Below are 18,626 nucleotides of genomic sequence, written 5' to 3'. Positions count from 1 at the left end.
CTAACTTATTAGCCCATCATTTTTTCAATTGGCATCACCAATATCGATGTACAACCTAATGCTTTTAATTGCTCCATCGTTTCCCAAAATAGGTTTTCTGGACTCACTACGTGAATAGCGGCTTGTTCACTATTTGCAGACAATGGCAATACGGTTGGATCTTCAGCTCCAGGCAATAATTTTTTAACTTCTTCAAGTTTTGCAATTGGTGCGTGCAACATGATGTACTTGGACTCTTTGGCTTGCATTACACCATTAATACGCGGCAGAAGTGTGTCCACTAATGTTTGTTTTTCCGCTGTCAGCGAAGCCGACTTCTGTATTAGTACCGCTTTCGAAACAAAGATTTCAGTAGCTTCTTCCAAGCCGTTTGCTTCTAAGGTTGCACCCGTTGAAACTAAGTCACAAATAGCTTCTGCAATACCTGCTCGTGGAGCAACTTCCACCGATCCCGTTAGCATAACTGGTTGCGCGTTAATATTGTTCGCAACCAAAAAACGCTTTAATAAATATGGGTATGTAGTTGCAATTTTTGTATTATTTAACGACTCAAGACCTTGATAATCAAATTCATTTGGTACTGCAATTGATAAACGACAGCCACCATACTCTAAGCGTTTAAGCGTTTTGTATTCAGCCGGTTCATTAGCGGCCTGGCGCTCTAACATTTTTTCTTCTAATTCGTTTTCACCAATAAAGCCTAAATCAGCAATACCATCCATTACCAATCCAGGAATGTCGTCATCACGAACTAACAGCAAGTCGATAGGCAAATTTGTTGAGTGTGCTATTAATAGCCTGTCACGAATCGATAGTTTTACACCTATGGCTTTCAGTAATTTAATTGATTCGTTGCTTAATCGACCTTTTTTTTGTACTGCGATTCTTAATCTATTCTTGTCTGTCATGTTCATTCCTAAATAATATTAATTTTAAATTTCAAAAGGGTAAAACCAAAATATTAAACTCTAAAACGAAAAAGCCCCGGAAGATATTATCCTCCAGGGCTCAATGAATTTGTGCTTGGAGGACTTACAATAGCCTCCAGCGAAATTAGCCGAAAACTATTCCGTTGGTACGTGATGATGGAACCAAATTGTATTTACGTTTAAAGCGTTCATGTTTCGATTTCTAATTTCGTTAAGTTGATGGTGACAAACTAAACTGTGAAACGAATAAAATCAACCCCGCGTTTATAACAAATTGTAAAAAAAGTTAATCTATTTGCATATTGGTCGATAACTGGTTAATAATTAAACAGGTGAGCTGATTAAATGGCATCAAAGCCTTATGTCGTCAATATAAAAATATATGCTTAAAGGAAGAGGATATAGATTATGGTGGACTTTATTTACAACGTAATTCGTCGCCCAATAGCGAACGATCCTGAACAAAAAGATATTTATCACGTTGATAAAGCGCACAAGGATGCAAAGACAAAAAGGATTGAAGACGATGATCCTAAACAGCAAGGTAAACAAGGGTCATCTTCAGATGAGAAAGGAGCATCAAAGACTGATGCAGTTGATGCAAAATCAGCCGATTTAGAAAAAGATAAAGAACTCACCCCTCCAAAAAAGGGGCGAGGTAAATATGTCGATGAAAACGGAGTAGAGCATCTCGACTTTTACGCTTAGCCCTACAAGTTATTTTATCTAGGCTGCATTCGTATTGCCCCATCCAAACGGATAGTTTCGCCGTTGATATATGCATTTGATGCAATATGAATGACTAAATCAGCAAATTCTTTAGGCAATCCCATACGTTTAGGGAATTGAATGTTCGCCACTAGACTTTCTTGAACATTGTCAGGCATTCCCAGTAACATTGGTGTGCCCATTATGCCCGGAGCAACAGCATTAACTCGGATGCCTGTTCGCGCTAAGTCTCTTGCCATTGGTAGGCTCAAAGCAATAATACCACCTTTACTTGCTGCATACGCTGATTGGCCCATCTGTCCCTCATAACCGGCTACAGAAGCAGTATTAACAATAACGCCACGCTCTAAAGCTTCGCCAAGCGCTTCATTTTTTGCCATTTGTTCAGCAACTTGAGATGCAACGTTAAAAGTACCAATTAAATTAATATTTATGGCGGTCGCAAATTTATTAAGTGGCATCGCTTTTCCTTCGCGATCCAGCACTTTCGCCGCCGGTGCTATGCCCGCGCAGTTCACCAAAATATGAATAGCACCGTAAGCGTCCATTACTTTAGTTATGGCAGACGCAACCGATTCAGGGTTGGTAACGTCAACACTAACAAACATTGCATTGTCGGCGCCAAGCTCATTAACCGCTTGAACACCAGACTCTTCATTTAAATCAAAAATCGCGACTTTAATGCCCTTATCAACCAAACCTTCACTAGTAGCGCGACCAAGTCCTGACGCTCCGCCAGTTACAATTGCAATTTTATTTTCTAATTCCATTATTGATCCTTAAATTTCTTTTAATAACTCACGAGCGATAACAATTTTTTGTACTTCGCTTGTGCCTTCATAAATTGTTGTAATCCGAACATCTCTCGCCATGCGTTCAACAGGATATTCGCTTATATAGCCATAACCACCTAGCAACTGAATTGCGTCATAACAAATTTCGTTGGCTTTTTCCGTTGCAAATAGCTTAGCCATAGATGCTTGTTTTGAGAAAGGTAAACCTTGTTCTTTTAGGTAAGCTGCTTGTAAAAGAAGAAGCTTAGACGCTTCTAACTCAGTGTAACGGTCAGCTAACTTCCATTGTAAACCTTGAAACTTGATCAAGGCTTGACCAAATTGCTCTCGTTCCGCAATGTATGCCCGAGCATAATCCATAGCAGCTTCAGCAATACCTAAGGCCAGCGATCCAATACCAATTCGACCGCCCGCTAGCTCTGTTACTGCGACTTTAAAACCTTCGTTTTCTATTCCCATAAGCGCTGAGGCTGGAATTCTGCAGTTTTCAAAACGAACTTCGTTGGTCGCAGAGGCTTTTTGGCCCATTTTATGTTCAGCGGCTTCTACAGTTAATCCAGGTGTGCCATTTTCTACCAAGAAACAAGAAATGCCTTTGCCTTTAGGTGCATCTTTATCGGTAACGGCCCAGACGACAAACACGCCAGCGTATTCCGCGCTGGTAATAAACATTTTACTGCCATTGAGTATGTAGTCGTCCCCATCTTTAGTTGCCATGGTTTTCATACCAGCAGGGTCAGAACCGGCGCCAGTTTCAGTTAAACAAAAGCCAGCAGCAGGGTATTCACCGGAGCATATTTTTGGAAGATACTTTTGTTTTTGTGCTTCATTACCTACTGCCTGAATGACTTCTGCTACCATATTTGTCACTGACGTAGTTACGGCAGTAGAAGCGCACCCCTTAGCTAATTCTTTAATTGCTAAACTAAAAGCAATAGTACCGACTTCGCTTCCACCATAGTCTGCACTGGTATTTAAGCCCATAAAGCCAAGCTCAGCTAATTGTTTTAAGTTGCTTAGCAGAATAGTACGGTTGCCAGTTTGGTCTAACTCAGCTGCATTGGGTGCGAGTTCATTCTCGGCAAATTGACGCGCAGTGTCTTGTATTAGTTGTTGTTCTTCAGTTAAAGAAAGATTCATCTTAATGACTCTAGAAAAGTGCACCTAATTAGGCGCTATTGAACTTGCTCGACAATTTGCCAGAAAGCCAAGTTAATGAAAAGTTTAGGAATGAAATAGGTTGAAGCTGCATGTATTGAAAATTTTACTTAGTTATTAAAGTAGACCAAAGAGTTGTCGGTTAAATAGACAGGCACAAATTAAAAATGCTTAATAAAAACTATTACGGGATTTGGATATTAAAATTAATTTTAAATAGAAATAGAAATAGAAATAGAAATAGAAATAGAAATAGAAATAGAAATGTAGGAATTAATTAGGCTATTTAAAAATAGAGGCTTTGAAAGTGGTGGGCGGTACTGGGCTCGAACCAGTGACCCTCGCCTTGTAAGGGCGATGCTCTCCCAACTGAGCTAACCGCCCACTTTCAAAGAGTGATTTTAATTGGTGGGCGGTACTGGGCTCGAACCAGTGACCCTCGCCTTGTAAGGGCGATGCTCTCCCAACTGAGCTAACCGCCCAATTAAAATCTGATAAAGTTGAAACCAAAACTTAAGGGTAAAGTAGTGGTGGGCGGTACTGGGCTCGAACCAGTGACCCTCGCCTTGTAAGGGCGATGCTCTCCCAGCTGAGCTAACCGCCCAACTTTATCTCTTAAACAGCTTTGCTGCTCAAGTGGTGCGTATTATAGGGAGGCCATAAAAAGAGTCAACACTATTTTTAAAAAAGAATTCCGTTCGAACATTTCTTAAACAAACTGCTCAAAAAAAACAAATTCAGAATAAATAACAGCCAAATTTTAAATGAATATAAGTAATTTTTAGACTAAATAGGTATTAATCACATTTATAACTGCATACGTCCTGATAATCACTAATCGTTTTCACTTACAATACCGCATGCGGTTAATATTATTTCCCATTCATGTTTTTTTACTGGTTGAATCGATAATCGGCCCTGTTTAACTAGCGTCATATCACTAAGTGCTTTAGTTGCTTTTATAGTGGTTAACGGTAAAAGCTTTTTAGCGTGTGCATTGTATTGAATATCTAAACTAAACCAGCGCGGATTATCCGGTGATGATTTTGCATCATAATATTTGCTCATAGAGTCAAACTGTAAAGGATCAGGGTAGGGCTCAGACACAACGATAGCGGAACCCGCGACACCCACGTTTTTACAACTAGAGTGGTAAAACAAAACACCATCACCTACTTTTATTTCGTCGCGCATTAAATTTCTAGCTTGATAATTACGTATACCGTCCCATCGTCCCGTACTATTCTTCTCCGCTTTTAAGCTATCGATGCTATATTCATCGGGTTCTGATTTAAATAACCAATATTGCATTTTAAGTCCCTCACGTTTTTCTATAGAATAGCGTGCAAATTTTAATGAATAAACTAAATGGATACATTAATGAGCGTTGTTACTCGTTTTGCCCCAAGTCCTACGGGCTATTTACACGTTGGTGGTGCACGTACTGCACTTTATTCTTGGTTATACGCTAAGCGTCATAACGGTAAATTTATTTTACGAATAGAAGATACTGATTTAGAACGCTCTACGCCAGAAGCCGTTCAAGCCATATTAGACGGAATGTCATGGTTAGGCATGGAAGGTGACGGAGAGGTTTTTTATCAAACTAAACGTTTTGATATTTATAAAAAATACGTTCAACAATTGGTAGACGACCAAAAAGCCTATAAATGTTTCTGTTCAAAAGAACGATTAGAAACATTACGTTCTGAACAAGAAGCAAAGGGCGAACGCACTAAATATGACGGGAAATGCCGTGATTTAAGTGAATCGGAAGTTGCAGCCCATGGTGATGCTCCATTTGTAATTCGTTTCAAAAATCCACTAGGCGGCGCGGTTGAGTTTAAAGATTCAATTCGTGGTGACATGAGTATTTCGAATGAAGAGATGGACGATTTAATTATTCAACGTACCGATGGCACTCCAACATACAATTTCTGTGTTGTTATAGACGACTGGGAAATGGGTATGTCGCACGTTATTCGTGGTGAAGATCACTTATTGAACACGCCTCGTCAAATTAATATCTTTAAAGCATTAGGTGCTACCGTTCCTCAATATGCACACTGTTCAATGATTTTAGGTGATGATGGTAAAAAGCTATCTAAACGTCATGGCGCTGTTAGTGTAATGCAGTACCGTGATGATGGTTACTTGCCTCAAGCCGTTATTAATTATTTAGTTCGTTTAGGTTGGTCGCATGGCGATCAAGAGATTTTTAGCTTAGAAGAATTATTTGAGTTGTTTGATATTAACGATATTAATAACTCTGCATCAGCGTTTAATACTGAAAAGCTAAATTGGATGAATCAACAATATATGAAGTCTTTACCTGCTGAAGAAGTTGCGACTCACCTACAGTGGCATTTCGACAACATGAATGTTGATACAACAAAAGGCCCTAAATTAGCGTCTATTGTTGAAATTCAAGCTGAACGCGTTAAAACATTAAAAGAAATGGCTGAAATTAGCACTTATTTCTATCAAGATTTTGATGAGTTAGAAGAAAAGGCCGCTAAAAAGCATCTACGCCCTGTAGCTAAAGAAGCGTTAATTGTTGCAAAAGAAAAGTTAGCAGCGTTGGACAACTGGCAAGCGGCTGACATTCAGGCAGCAATTAATGCGACAGCTGAAGAATTAGAGTTAGGCATGGGTAAAGTAGGCATGCCATTAAGGGTAGCGGTCACAGGTGGCGGTAATTCACCTTCACTAGATGTTACCCTTGAACTTATTGACCAGGCTAAAGTTGTAGAGCGAATTGAAAATGCTATTCATTTTGTTGAACAACGAGAAGCAGCTCAATAACAGGTGTTTAAAAAAGAGCAGGGTAATCGAAAAACTATTTCGATAAAATCTATGTTTTTATAGAAGATAATAATAAGGCCGGTCAAATGATCGGCTTTTTTAATGATTTTTAACCATCTTGTTAAAAAAATAACCAAACAACCCAAACTTAGGTATTTTTATTAAAATAAGGGTTGACGAAAATATTCGGAGTGCATAGAATGCGCCCCGCAGTTGAGGCAAACATGTCGACGCTGTAGTTGATACCAGTTTTGTAATAAAGGGGCTATAGCTCAGCTGGGAGAGCGCTACACTGGCAGTGTAGAGGTCAGCGGTTCGATCCCGCTTAGCTCCACCAGTATCTATTACAAAATTGATTGATAAGTCTTAGTGCTCCCATCGTCTAGAGGCCTAGGACACCGCCCTTTCACGGCGGTAACAGGGGTTCGAATCCCCTTGGGAGTACCACTTATTACATCAACAGTTTAATTGTCCTGTGCTCCCATCGTCTAGAGGCCTAGGACACCGCCCTTTCACGGCGGTAACAGGGGTTCGAATCCCCTTGGGAGTACCAACAATTAACACCAAATTTAAGTCTTAGTGCTCCCATCGTCTAGAGGCCTAGGACACCGCCCTTTCACGGCGGTAACAGGGGTTCGAATCCCCTTGGGAGTACCACTTAAATTATAATGCTTTAAAAAGTCCTGTGCTCCCATCGTCTAGAGGCCTAGGACACCGCCCTTTCACGGCGGTAACAGGGGTTCGAATCCCCTTGGGAGTACCACTTTTTAACTACTTCAGTTACAACTCTCAGTGTTTAAACCTAAAAAAAATAATCAAATCCAAATAGTTTCATCCGGTCAAAATGTTCCATTTATCAGTCTGATAACAAGTTTTCAATAACATTTTTCATCTCATCACGAATAATGATTTGCGCGCTTTTGTTTGGGTGAATACCATCTCGCATCATGTAATTTGGATTTGTTGCCACTTTTTCCATGAAAAAAGGTAACAGTGGTATATCGTTTTTGGTCGCTAATGTTTTATAAACGTTTTCAAACATGGTGGTATAGCGTTTTCCGTAATTCGGAGGAATTCTAACCTGCATGATGGCAACATTGATATTACGACTTTTAACCTCATCAATCATCGCTTGTAAGTTACTGCGCATGGTTGACACTGGGAAACCTCTAAGTCCATCGTTACCGCCAAGCTCTAGAATCACCCAATCATTTTCGTCGAGATTTTGTCTTTCTAATACTTTTGGCAATCTAGCGATGCCACCTCCGGTAGTTTCACCGCTGATACTCGCATTAATTAACACTATATCTGAATTTTCTTTTACAAAAGTTTGCGCTAATAAATACGGCCAGCTCTCTTCGGTTTGCATACCGTAACCGGCGCTAACGCTGTCGCCATACATTAATACCTTTTGTGTTTTGGCATTGATAGTCATCGAAAACGTGCAAAGTAGCGTAATGACAAAAAACAGGGAGCTTGTTTTGTTTAACCAGTTTCTTTTACTATGTAAATTCATTGCTTTGATTGGATCCTAACTTCATGAATAAAGATGCATTACCGGCGCTAGTTGCGCATAAAATCAGTAAAACCGTTGTATTGTCAAACTCTTCTAATAAAAACGCTGAAGCTGATAAAAAGATCACTATCATCAGCGATATTAACTTATCCATAAATAATGGCGAGTCAGTGGCCATTGTTGGCGCCTCAGGGTCAGGGAAATCGACACTTTTAGGCCTACTAGCCGGATTAGACTTACCTACCACTGGCAAGATAGAGTTTTATGGAACGCAAATACAAAAATTGGATGAAGAGCAACGAGCTTCTATTCGTCGATCGGACATCGGATTTATATTTCAGCAGTTTCTACTCGTACCGAGTTTAACAGCTATTGAGAACGTTATGCTACCCGCTGAATTGTCCGACGATGCCGAGATACGTCAAAATGCCAGAAAAAACGCGGCTAATTGGCTAGAAAAAGTAGGTTTGAGCCATCGTTTAGATCATTTTCCAAACCAGTTGTCTGGTGGCGAGCAACAGCGAGTTGCTATTGCTAGAGCATTTATTACTAAACCAAAACTCTTATTCGCCGACGAACCTTCAGCAAACCTCGACTCAGTGAATGGTCACTTAGTAGAGGATTTGTTATTTGATTTAAATAAAAGTGCCGACACTACGTTAGTTTTAGTCACACACGATCCTGCGTTAGCAAAGCGTTGTGAAAAGACATTTGTACTAAAAGATGGATCGTTAAAAGAACAAGGTGAGACTAAACCAAGACTTGCGGAAGTAACCAACATAGAAAAGGCCAAACAAGATGCAAAATAAGTTTATGACTTGGCTTGGCTTATCGCTAAGACTCTTCAGGCGGGAGTTTGGCCGCGGTGAGCTAACCGTAATCGCGTTATCTATAGTGCTTGCTGTTTCATCAGTAATGGCATTGAGCAGCCTTACTGACCGTGTTCAACAATCTATTTTGGCAAAAAGCGCTGAATTTTTAGCTGCTGATAAAGATTTAATTAGTCCAATTGAGATTAACCAAGAATATTTTGATAAAGCTGAGTCTTTAGGTCTCAATATTGACAAACATATATACTTTTCGTCGATGGCCTTTGCTGGCGAAAAAATGAATTTAGCGGTCGTAAAGGCGGTGACACAAAATTATCCGCTTAGAGGCGAGCTCACAGTTCAATCGATCCAAGATACAACTGAAACATTTGTAACTAAAGGCCCAAAGCCTGGCGTAGTTTGGATTAGCAAACGACTTTATTATGCGTTGGACAAGCCAGAGGAAATTGATGTTGGAGAGGCTAGTTTTAAAGTTGGTGGCATTATCGATGCTGAACCTGATGCGCCGTTTCAAGTCTTCAATTCAGGTACTCGAGTCATAATGAACGTGGCAGACATGCCAAAAACAGAGGTGATTCAACCAGGTAGTCGCGTTACATATGCTGGTTTATTCGCCGGTTCAGAACAGCAACTCCAAAGTTACGAAGAGTGGATAACGCCACAATTATCGGAAAGCCAAAAGTTTAGAGGGGTGAAAGAGGGCGCATCTGGCATTACTAGTTCATTAGAAAGAGCTGAAAGCTTTCTTATGCTCGCTGGTGTTTTAGGTGTATTGCTTGCGGCAATCGCCATTTCTGTTTCTGCAAGACTTTACAGCCAACGACATTTAGATTCTATTGCGATAATGAAAACACTTGGCGCAAGTGTTAGACAAGTACAAGTCATTTACCTTTCTCAACTTTGCCTTATTGCAATAGTTAGTATTGCAGTAGGCTTAGTGATAGGTGCAGGCATGCAATCAATAGCTTTGTATTCATTAGCAGACTATTTACCTAAAACACTACCACCCGTAGGGTTTAAACCGTTTTTTGTCGCGACTATAACCGGTTTTGTTTGTGCTTTGATGTTCTCGGTACCTGCATTGTTGAAGCTGTTTAATGTACCACCATTAAGAGTACTTAGACGAAACTTAGGGGATGGCGTGACGTCGTCATTAAGCTCGCAAATTATAATGGTAGTGACTACCATTGCTCTAGTTTGGTTTTATAGCCAAGATCTCCGACTAACAGCAATCGTGCTTGGTGCTGGCGCCGTATTATCTGTGGTAATTATCATTGTATCTAGAGTACTCGTAACTGCGTGTAGAGTACTAAGTACAAAAACAAGTAATAGTGCACTTAAACTAGCATTGGCCTCATTACAACGCCGTTCAAAAGAGAACGTATCACAAGTCATCGGTTTTACGTTGGCGATAATGCTTGTATTGATATTGTACTCGCTAAAAAACTCAATAATACAAGAATGGCAAGAACAAATGCCACAGGGAGCGCCAAACCACTTCATTATCAACATAGCGCAACATGAGCTACCTGCTATTGAGGCTAGATTTGAAGATCAGGGGATAAAACCAGAACAATTTTATCCGATTATTAGAGGGCGATTGACTCAAATAAATGATGAGATTCTTAAGCAAAGAAGGGACAACGAGCAAGAAGACGGCGCTAAATTCAAAGGCAAAAAGGAGCTCCATGAAGAAACTGAGTCTAACGAAAATAATGAAGAAGCGAAAGAAGAGGCTCGTACAGGTTTTGGTCGTGAGCTTAATTTAACGTTTACTCAAAAATTCCCTGATAATAATGAAATTATCGAAGGTGAATGGATGCCGGCAAATGTTGAAAAACAAGTATCAGTAGAAGCTAAAGTCGCAGAGCGTTTAGAGTTAAAACTAGGCGATCAGTTGTCTTTCTTAATCGGTTCTCAAACCGTTAGCGCAAAAATCACAAGTATTAGAACGGTAGACTGGAATAGTCTACAACCGAATTTCTATATGATATTTAGTGATGATGTTATTGGTGATTTTCCAGCGACTTACATCACTTCATTTTATCTACCGAAAGAAGAAAAGTTATGGCTAAATGAGTTAGTGGCCGATTATCCAACTCTCAGTATTATTGATGTTGCGGCTATGTTAGAGCAAATTCAAAGTGTGATAGCGCAGGTGTCGGTTGCGATACAGTTTGTTTTATTAATAGTTGTAATAGCAGCAACATTGGTTTTATTAGCACAAGTTCAATCGTCTCTAGATGAACGGAAAAAGGAGACGGTAATCTTTAGAACAATCGGTGCTAAAGGCTCAATAATTCGTAACGCGATTACGTACGAGTTTGTTAGCTTAGGGGGAATAGCAGGCTTTATAGCGGCACTTGTTGCAGAGTTTAGCTTATACCTATTGCAAACTTATTCATTCAAGATGGACTGGGTGTGGCATTGGGAGTTGTGGCTAATTGGCCCGCTGGTTGGAGCTGCATTTGTTGCAATAATAGGCTCACTAAGTACGCGGTCGTTGTTAAAAATCACACCTAGCGAGCTGATAAGACAATTGGCTTAGTATCTTAGGTTGACGCTTTTGGAATTAATCTTCCAAAAGCGTTTCTGCAACTTGCCCTATACCTTCGTTTCTTAATGGTTGTGACAACTCAGCTCGTTTTGAATCAATTAAGCTGATGCCTTCGACGATAAGATCGTACGCTTTCCATTCGCCAGTCTTGCTGTTTTTTCGTAATTTGAAAATCATTGACAGAGGCTTACCACCTGGTTGTAGTAGTTCAGTTCGAACGGCTACCATTTTTTGACCAGTGACATCTTTTTTAGGCTCGTAATTTACTTCTTGATTATTGTATTGAACTAAGGCTGACGAATACGTTTCTACAAGGTTTCTTTCCATCGCATCAACAAATAAATCACGTTCTTCTTTTGTCGACTGTTTTAGTTGAGGACCTAAAATTTTATAAGCTGCAAATCTAACATCTACAAAAGGCAACAATTGTTGTTTAACAATCAATTCCATTAACTCTTTTGTTGTTTTTTCATCGCCACGAGACTTCGCGTCAGTAACAGATTTGAAGACGACTTTAGATAAAGACTCGACGATATCATAAGGTGAACTATCCGGTGAGATTTGTGTAATTTCACTTTGATACTTTTTTATCAGTTGCTCCGTATTTACCGACTTGTTATCTAAAGAAGCAGCATAGCTTGGGATAAGTAATAAAAGAGCAGTTAGAGAAATTGATATTTTAAACATGACAAATAGTCCTTAATTTCGAATAGCAGAATTGTAATACCGACCGCTCGGTATGTAAACACTATTCGGTGTGATTTTTATATACAGCAATAAATTCATAAACTTTGTAGGAGGTACGAACCATTTGCCTTTTTTTCTCACTTCTTTTGTAAGATAATTATAGTCGATATTTAATTTAGAGGTATTTATGCGTTTTGTAGACTCACACTGTCATTTAGACAGAATTGATCTTGAGAAAGAAAACATCGATTTTAAAGCTTTATTCGATAACGCAAGTGCAAATAGCGTTGAACATATGTTGTGCGTTGCGATTTCAATGGATCAGTTCCCTGAGATGGTAGCAAAGTCAGAAGCGTATCCTAATGTATCGTTCTCTTGCGGGGTTCACCCTTTACACGTTGGAGAAGACAAAAATTTTAGTTTATCCGATTTAACGTCATTAGCTTCAGATAAGCGAGTAGTCGCAATAGGCGAGACAGGTCTGGATTATTACTACTCAAAAGACTCTATTGCAGAACAGCAAAAGTCATTTGCTCACCACATCGAAGTCGGCAATGAATTAAACAAGCCTATTATTGTCCATACTCGTGACGCAAGGGAAGATACAATAGCAATATTAAAAGCGCACAATGCAGACAAATGTCGAGGCGTATTGCATTGCTTTACAGAGTCATGGGAAATGGCAAAACAAGCTATGGATTTAAACTTCTACATTTCTATTTCAGGCATAGTGACGTTTAAAAATGCTGTAGAGTTACAAGATGTGGTTCGCAAAATGCCATTAGACAGACTTCTAATAGAAACGGACTCTCCGTATTTAGCGCCAGTTCCTTATCGAGGCAAACAAAATCAACCTGCTTATGTCAAGCATGTCGCTGAGTTTGTTGCTCAATTAAAAGGAGTGTCTGTTGAAGAAGTTGCAAATCAAACGACGCAAAACTTCAAAGATCTATTTACCACAGCCAAATTATAAATATTCTCGTCCACGAACAACTTTGCTGATTCATTAACGTTGAATTTTAAACAAAAAAAAGCCCAGAACGATTCCTGATCTGGGCGAGGGAATGGCTCTTTTAGAGCCGTGCGCTAAACTTTAAGTACATCTCTGTACTTCTGTCAAATCATGTTAATAAATTGACTACTGTTGATTAGATTAGCCCAATAAGACGATAAATGAAAGTTGACCTTTCTGATTTTTTTACTAGTTGTGATCAAAGGTTTAATACTGTGGAAAAAAAGTTAGACCCCGCTTTTAAACTGGTTTTCCTCAGGTTATGCACAGCTTGTTGAACAAATAAAATAAAGATAAAAAGCGCCCTTTGTAAATAAATTGATACAAAATGTGTTTTTTTTCTAAAACGATTGCCATATTTTTTCAGCGACAGGTCCTAATGTAGCGTAGCGATTTTTTATGATTCTAATCTCGCTAATAATAGGTGACGACATTTTATCAATTGGGAATCGTAAAAAGTGCCTTTCCATTATTTCATCCCAATAGCCATCTGTTATCGGGCCCCAACCTAGTTTGGCATGAAGTGCCGATAACATTGACGTCAAGTTATTTACTTTAACTATGCTACGGCCAATAGGTTTCATTATTTTTGCCTGATTTAAGTTTACTCCAAACTCCCTTGGTAATAACTGAGGTAATTTTCGAAGTATAGACTCGTTCAGTTCTTCAGATTTATGAACCCCGAATGGTGCAACAAGATCTTTATGCACACAATAAAACATAGACATAGGTTTTATTGTTTTAGACTGAAAGTCACCCTCACTAGCAAATGTCAATAACCAAGGCGTTATTGCCAGTTGAACTTCGTGATTTAATAGCCTGGATAAACTATTAAGTCTACTTTCTGTTTCAATTATAAGTTCGGTGTCAGGAAATTGATTTTGGATAGGTTGAAGGGTACTTAAAATAGAGCTGACATTAGCTGTGTCTTCTATAGCAATAGCAACTTCATGCTCGATACCGGATTTAACACTGGTGGTAAATTCACTTAGCTCGTGAAGATGATCTAATATCGCTTTCGATTTTTGGTAATAGGTCAATCCTTTTTCAGTTGGTTTAAGTCTATAATTTGTTCGGTCAAAAAGTGAAAAACCGATAAATTCTTCTAGTCTTTTTATAGTCATACTTATTGCAGGTTGCGTTTTGGATAATTTTTGCGCTGCAGCGTTGATGGAGCCAGTTTCAACAATAGTTACAAAAGTTTCTAATTGTTCTAGTTTCATTATTGATAATCCCAAAGAGTATAAATAAATCTTATACTCTTATTAATTTAATATAAATATGAATTATCTAGATAGGTGATAAAATCTTACAAATCGCTTATAAATATAAGGTCTAATCAATGAGTTACTTTAAACTTTTCAACACAATTTCGTTAGTCGCTATTATTAGCTCACAATTAGTTTTATCAGGATGCACTAAAGAAGAGAAAGACCTTGAGATACCTTCGAATACAGTTAGACCTGCCAAATTAGCCCAGGTAAAACAAGTTAGTGGAGATACTATTCGGACTTTTCCAGCGACAGTGGAACCATCAACTTATGCTCACCTTGCTTTTAGAGTAAACGGCGAAATTGCCGAAATTAAAGTAGTGGCCGGACAAAATGTTAACAAAGACGATGTGTTAGCCGTACTCGACGATAGCGATTTTATTATCCAGCATAAGCAAGCTCAAGCCCGTTTCAAATTATCTAGCTCTCAGTTTGAACGAGCAGACAAGCTGTTAAAAGAAAAACTTATTTCGTCTGCGGAATATGATCAAATTAAAGCCGAATTAGACATTGCCTCTGCGCAACTTGATGCGGCAAAAAACAACCTTAAGTATTCTGTAATTAAAGCACCATTTAGCGGCATAGTTGCTCACACTAATGTAGAGGCGTTTGAGTTTGTCCAGGCTAAACAGCCAATAATGGAGCTACAAGGGCGCGAAACAATTGACGTAGTAATTCAAGTACCTGAACAATTGATGATTAAATTGCCAAAATCAACTAAAGCACAAACGTATCAGCCAACGCTAATTTTTGATGGCAATCAACAAAATAAATATAAAGTAACGCTTAAGGAACATGACATTATCCCAAATCCGGCGACAAAGTCTTATCAAGTCGTGTTTTCGTTACCCACACCTGAAGATATTAATGTGTTGCCTGGCATGACAGGTGCGCTTGAAGTTGAGCTCGATAAATTGCTAGCGAGTGATATAAATGCCTTAATTGTCCCAATATCAGCGGTATTTGTGCCAAATAACAAAGTACAAGATTCCCAAGCGACTAATACCCAATTTGTTATGAAAGTACGAAAAGATATGAGCACCGAGCTTGTTGCTGTTGAAGTAGTTGAAACACGACAAAGTGGAATGGTAATAAAAGCGTTAGAGGCTGGAAAGCTCATCTCAGGCGATAAGGTGATTGCGGCTGGTCCTCATTTGCTAGTTGAAGGACAAAGTGTTTCAGAATGGAAGCAAGAGAGAGGACTGTAAAATGTCAGATGGTTTTGATATTGCGAAGTATTTTGTTAAGCAAAAGACGACCTCTTGGTTATTTGCATTAATTTTACTTATCGGCGGCACAATTTCTTACTTTCAGTTAGGTCAATTAGAAGATCCTGAATTTGTCTTAAAACAAGCAATTGTAATCACTCAGTACCCAGGAGCTTCACCCGTTCAAGTTGAGGAAGAAGTTACCCACCCGCTAGAAAATGAAATTCAAAAGTTAGCTTATGTTGATAACGTGAAATCGATAACAAGTGCCGGTATCTCACAAATTATCGTTGAAATGAAGTCAACGTATCGAAAAGCGGAGCTCAGACAAATTTGGGATGAGTTGCGCCGTAAAATAAACGATTACCGTCCACAGTTACCAGCAGGGACCGCGCCTACAATAGTTAAAGATGACTTTGGTGATGTATTTGGTGTGTTATTAGCTGTGTCTGGAGACGGCTTCACTAACGATGAATTAAATGATTACGTTGATTATATTCGTCGTGAGTTAGTTTTAATCAAAGGGATAGGCAAAGTCACGGTTGTAGGTACTGAGCAAGAGCAAGTTATCATTGAAATGTCACAAAATAGAATGGTATCGCTTGGTATTTCAACTGATTATTTGTATCAGTTATTAGCCCAACAGAACGTCGTGTCGAACGCTGGATTTGTAAGAGTTGGAGACGAAAAAATCAGGTTTGATCCAACTGGCGAGTTTGCCTCGGTTCAAGAGTTAGGGGACTTGGTAATTAGTCCGCCGGGTCAATCAAAACGAATTATTTTGTCTGACGTCGCAGAAATTTATAAAGATTACGACGAGACGCCAAGTCATATAGTACGCCACAATGGTGCGCCATCAATTTACGTAGGATTATCATTTACTTCAGGTGCAAATGTGGTCGATGTAGGTGCGATAGTCTCCGAAAAGCTCAAGGAGCTGGAGTTGCAACGACCTTATGGTATGGATATCGACACGGTTTATAACCAACCCAAAGAAGTAGAAAATTCTGTATCAGGATTTATTCAAAGTTTGGTTGAAGCTGTTGTTATTGTCATTATCGTTTTACTGATATTTATGGGTGTAAAAACAGGTCTGTTAATTGGTGGGATATTATTATTGACTGTTTTAGGCACATTTATTTTTATGCATATTCTAGACTTACAATTGCACCGAGTCTCTTTAGGGGCATTAATTATTGCGTTGGGAATGTTGGTTGATAATGCAATTGTCATTGTTGAAGGTGTATTAGTTGGTATCCACAGAAAGATGAGCAAAGCAGACGCAGCGAGTTTAATCGTTCGTCAGACCAAATGGCCTTTATTAGCAGCTACTTTTATCGCAATAATTGCCTTTGCGCCAATTGGATTGTCACCAGATGCGACGGGCGAATTTGCCGGCTCTCTGTTTTACGTGCTACTTATATCGTTGCTATTAAGTTGGGTTACGGCCATTACCATAACGCCATTTTACGCAAGTCTATTGTTTAAAGAGGCAAAAATAACGAATGATGATAACGAAGAAAGCGACCCATATGCTGGCAAACTTTATGTATCGTACAAAAACTTTTTATCAAAAGCGTTAAGGTTTCCAAAGACGACAATGTTAGCCATGTTTGCGTTATTTGTCGTCGCTGTTATAGGTTTTGGTGCCGTTAAACAATCGTTTTTCCCAGCGTCTAATTTACCCATGTTTTATGTTGAATATCGATTGCCACAAGGGTCTGATATTCGAGCGACTGAAGAAACTGGTAAACGCTTGGAAGCAGCTGTGATGGAAAATGAAAATGTAGCCTTTGTCTCAAATACAATAGGGCGTGGGGCAGCACGTTTTATGCTGACCTATAATATGGAGCTAAACTACAGCAACTATGGACAATTAATTGTTCGGGTTAATGACAAAGAACAATTAACGCCAGTGATGAAATCGGTTAGAAGCTATATTGAAAATAATTACCCTGAACTTGAGTCAAAGCTATTACGTGTTGAAATTGGTCCTGCACAAGCATCAAAAATTGAAGCCCGTTTTTCTGGCTCAGACCCAGCGGTTCTGAGAAGTCTAGCCGACGAGGCCAAACAAATATTATTAGCTCAGCCGGATGCTAAAAACATTTCGGATAATTGGAAAAATATGACTAAGGTCATGCGACCAAAGTTTGATGCAATTGCCGCTCGAGAAGTGGGGATCACAAAATCGGCAGTGGATGATCTATTACTAACAAACTTTATTGGTAAAACAGTGGGCGTTTACAGAGAGGGAACTGAGCGTTTACCAATTGTAGTAAGGATGCCAGAGCAACAAAGAAATGTGATTGATAGCATAGAGGATATGCAAATATATTCGCCAGTGTTAGCTCAGTACGTGCCTTTATCTAAAGTGATTTCAGAGTTTTCAATGGAGTTTGAAGATCCTATTATTAACCGTCGAGATAGAAAGCGAACCTTAACAGTCATGGCGGATCACGACATATTGTCGGATAAAACAGCGGCGCAGCTATTTGCTAAAGTAAAACCTGAAATAGAAAAAATTAAACTACCTGTTGGTTATGAGCTTACTTGGGGCGGCGAGTTCGAAGCCAGTAAAAAAGCTCAACAGCCAATTTTTAGTGCGTTACCACTAGGTTTTGCTTTAATGTTTATTATTACGGTTTTGCTTTTTAACTCGTTTAAATTGGCTACAGTAATTTGGACAACCGTGCCATTAGCAATTATTGGAGTATCATTTGGCTTTTTAACTACGGGAATCGCCTTTGGTTTTATGAGTTTACTTGGTCTGTTAAGCTTATCCGGAATGTTAATCAAAAATGGTATTGTGTTAGTTGAACAAATCGAGTTGGAAAAAGAGGATGGTCGTTCTTTTTATGATGCCATTATTCACGCATCAGTAAGTCGTGTCCGTCCTGTCTCTATGGCTGCTATTACTACCGTCCTAGGTATGGCTCCGCTATTAACAGATGACTTTTTTAAGAGCATGGCTGTGGTCATTATGTTTGGTTTGGGTTTTGCTACGATTCTAACCTTAGTGGTTGTTCCGGTAATGTATTATTTATTAATTAAGCCAAAACTAAACGAAGACTTACCGTCCTAACCGTTTTATTAATTATTATTGTTGCCGAATATAAAGGCCTGAGGT

The 18,626-nt window shown here is 39.1% G+C and carries 14 protein-coding genes and 8 tRNA genes; 12 read left to right on the top strand and 10 right to left on the bottom strand.

Annotated features, from left to right (window positions below; genetic code table 11):
• Nucleotides 1-8: 8 nt before the first annotated feature.
• Complete coding sequence (hisG, locus tag ACZ1GV_RS07260; protein ID WP_210559304.1) at nt 9-908, bottom strand: ATP phosphoribosyltransferase; 900 nt, start codon at nt 906-908, stop codon at nt 9-11.
• A 429-nt stretch (nt 909-1,337) separates the two neighbouring features.
• On the opposite strand from hisG, the gene ACZ1GV_RS07255 reads away from it, so the two are divergent.
• Nucleotides 1,338-1,637, top strand: coding sequence for a hypothetical protein (locus ACZ1GV_RS07255; protein ID WP_472673596.1), 300 nt, complete (start codon nt 1,338-1,340; stop codon nt 1,635-1,637).
• 14 nt (nt 1,638-1,651) lie between these two features.
• Here ACZ1GV_RS07255 and ACZ1GV_RS07250 read toward each other — a convergent pair whose 3' ends face one another.
• From ACZ1GV_RS07250 to ACZ1GV_RS07225, 6 genes are all read right to left on the bottom strand, one after another.
• Complete coding sequence (locus ACZ1GV_RS07250; RefSeq protein ID WP_472673595.1) at nt 1,652-2,428, bottom strand: SDR family NAD(P)-dependent oxidoreductase; 777 nt, start codon at nt 2,426-2,428, stop codon at nt 1,652-1,654.
• 9 nt (nt 2,429-2,437) lie between these two features.
• Nucleotides 2,438-3,592, bottom strand: a complete 1,155-nt coding sequence (locus tag ACZ1GV_RS07245) for an acyl-CoA dehydrogenase family protein (protein WP_472673594.1) — start codon at nt 3,590-3,592, stop codon at nt 2,438-2,440.
• Nucleotides 3,593-3,918: 326 nt separating this feature from the next.
• Nucleotides 3,919-3,994, bottom strand: a tRNA-Val gene (locus ACZ1GV_RS07240).
• Between the two features lie 22 nt (nt 3,995-4,016).
• Nucleotides 4,017-4,092: transfer RNA gene (locus ACZ1GV_RS07235), tRNA-Val, on the bottom strand.
• A gap of 46 nt (nt 4,093-4,138) precedes the next feature.
• Nucleotides 4,139-4,214: transfer RNA gene (locus ACZ1GV_RS07230), tRNA-Val, on the bottom strand.
• 230 nt (nt 4,215-4,444) lie between these two features.
• The gene (locus ACZ1GV_RS07225) at nt 4,445-4,921 is read right to left on the bottom strand and encodes an EVE domain-containing protein (protein WP_472673593.1); all 477 of its coding nucleotides are present in this window, start codon (nt 4,919-4,921) and stop codon (nt 4,445-4,447) included.
• Nucleotides 4,922-4,990: 69 nt separating this feature from the next.
• On the opposite strand from ACZ1GV_RS07225, the gene gltX reads away from it, so the two are divergent.
• From gltX to ACZ1GV_RS07195, 6 genes are all read left to right on the top strand, one after another.
• Nucleotides 4,991-6,415: a glutamate--tRNA ligase gene (gltX, locus tag ACZ1GV_RS07220; protein ID WP_472673592.1), complete on the top strand. Its 1,425-nt coding sequence runs from the start codon at nt 4,991-4,993 to the stop codon at nt 6,413-6,415.
• Between the two features lie 261 nt (nt 6,416-6,676).
• Nucleotides 6,677-6,752 (top strand) — tRNA-Ala (locus ACZ1GV_RS07215).
• Nucleotides 6,753-6,786: 34 nt separating this feature from the next.
• A tRNA-Glu gene (locus ACZ1GV_RS07210) sits at nt 6,787-6,862 on the top strand.
• A 30-nt stretch (nt 6,863-6,892) separates the two neighbouring features.
• Nucleotides 6,893-6,968 (top strand) — tRNA-Glu (locus ACZ1GV_RS07205).
• Nucleotides 6,969-6,996: 28 nt separating this feature from the next.
• Nucleotides 6,997-7,072, top strand: a tRNA-Glu gene (locus tag ACZ1GV_RS07200).
• Between the two features lie 30 nt (nt 7,073-7,102).
• A tRNA-Glu gene (locus tag ACZ1GV_RS07195) sits at nt 7,103-7,178 on the top strand.
• Between the two features lie 93 nt (nt 7,179-7,271).
• Here ACZ1GV_RS07195 and ACZ1GV_RS07190 read toward each other — a convergent pair.
• Nucleotides 7,272-7,931 carry an arylesterase gene (locus ACZ1GV_RS07190; protein ID WP_472673591.1) on the bottom strand — a complete coding sequence of 220 codons (660 nt, stop codon included), beginning with the start codon at nt 7,929-7,931 and terminating at the stop codon, nt 7,272-7,274.
• Between the two features lie 23 nt (nt 7,932-7,954).
• Between ACZ1GV_RS07190 and ACZ1GV_RS07185 the strand changes: the two genes are divergently transcribed.
• Nucleotides 7,955-8,740, top strand: coding sequence for an ABC transporter ATP-binding protein (locus ACZ1GV_RS07185; RefSeq protein WP_472673590.1), 786 nt, complete (start codon nt 7,955-7,957; stop codon nt 8,738-8,740).
• Nucleotides 8,730-11,309 carry an ABC transporter permease gene (locus tag ACZ1GV_RS07180; RefSeq protein ID WP_472673589.1) on the top strand — a complete coding sequence of 860 codons (2,580 nt, stop codon included), beginning with the start codon at nt 8,730-8,732 and terminating at the stop codon, nt 11,307-11,309. The genes ACZ1GV_RS07185 and ACZ1GV_RS07180 overlap by 11 nt, the downstream gene beginning before the upstream one ends.
• Before the next feature lie 24 nt (nt 11,310-11,333).
• On the opposite strand, the gene ACZ1GV_RS07175 is transcribed toward ACZ1GV_RS07180, so the two are convergent.
• Nucleotides 11,334-12,005, bottom strand: a complete 672-nt coding sequence (locus ACZ1GV_RS07175) for an MlaC/ttg2D family ABC transporter substrate-binding protein (protein WP_472673588.1) — start codon at nt 12,003-12,005, stop codon at nt 11,334-11,336.
• Nucleotides 12,006-12,192: 187 nt separating this feature from the next.
• On the opposite strand from ACZ1GV_RS07175, the gene ACZ1GV_RS07170 reads away from it, so the two are divergent.
• Nucleotides 12,193-12,978, top strand: coding sequence for a TatD family hydrolase (locus tag ACZ1GV_RS07170; protein ID WP_472673587.1), 786 nt, complete (start codon nt 12,193-12,195; stop codon nt 12,976-12,978).
• 380 nt (nt 12,979-13,358) lie between these two features.
• Here the strand turns inward: ACZ1GV_RS07170 and ACZ1GV_RS07165 are convergent, their stop codons facing one another.
• Complete coding sequence (locus ACZ1GV_RS07165; protein ID WP_472673586.1) at nt 13,359-14,240, bottom strand: LysR family transcriptional regulator; 882 nt, start codon at nt 14,238-14,240, stop codon at nt 13,359-13,361.
• 119 nt (nt 14,241-14,359) lie between these two features.
• Here ACZ1GV_RS07165 and ACZ1GV_RS07160 point away from each other — a divergent pair, with 119 nt between their 5' ends.
• Together ACZ1GV_RS07160 and ACZ1GV_RS07155 are read left to right on the top strand one after the other, a co-directional pair.
• On the top strand, nt 14,360-15,496 hold the full coding sequence (locus ACZ1GV_RS07160) for an efflux RND transporter periplasmic adaptor subunit (RefSeq protein WP_472673585.1): 1,137 nt from the start codon (nt 14,360-14,362) through the stop codon (nt 15,494-15,496).
• Between the two features lies 1 nt (nt 15,497).
• Nucleotides 15,498-18,581: an efflux RND transporter permease subunit gene (locus ACZ1GV_RS07155; RefSeq protein ID WP_472673584.1), complete on the top strand. Its 3,084-nt coding sequence runs from the start codon at nt 15,498-15,500 to the stop codon at nt 18,579-18,581.
• The last annotated feature ends 45 nt before the right edge of the window (nt 18,582-18,626 follow it).

Source organism: Psychrosphaera sp. HA2-10 (assembly GCF_055693745.1).
Note: the sequence above shows the minus strand (reverse complement) of the source record. Positions and strands in the feature narration are given on the sequence as shown.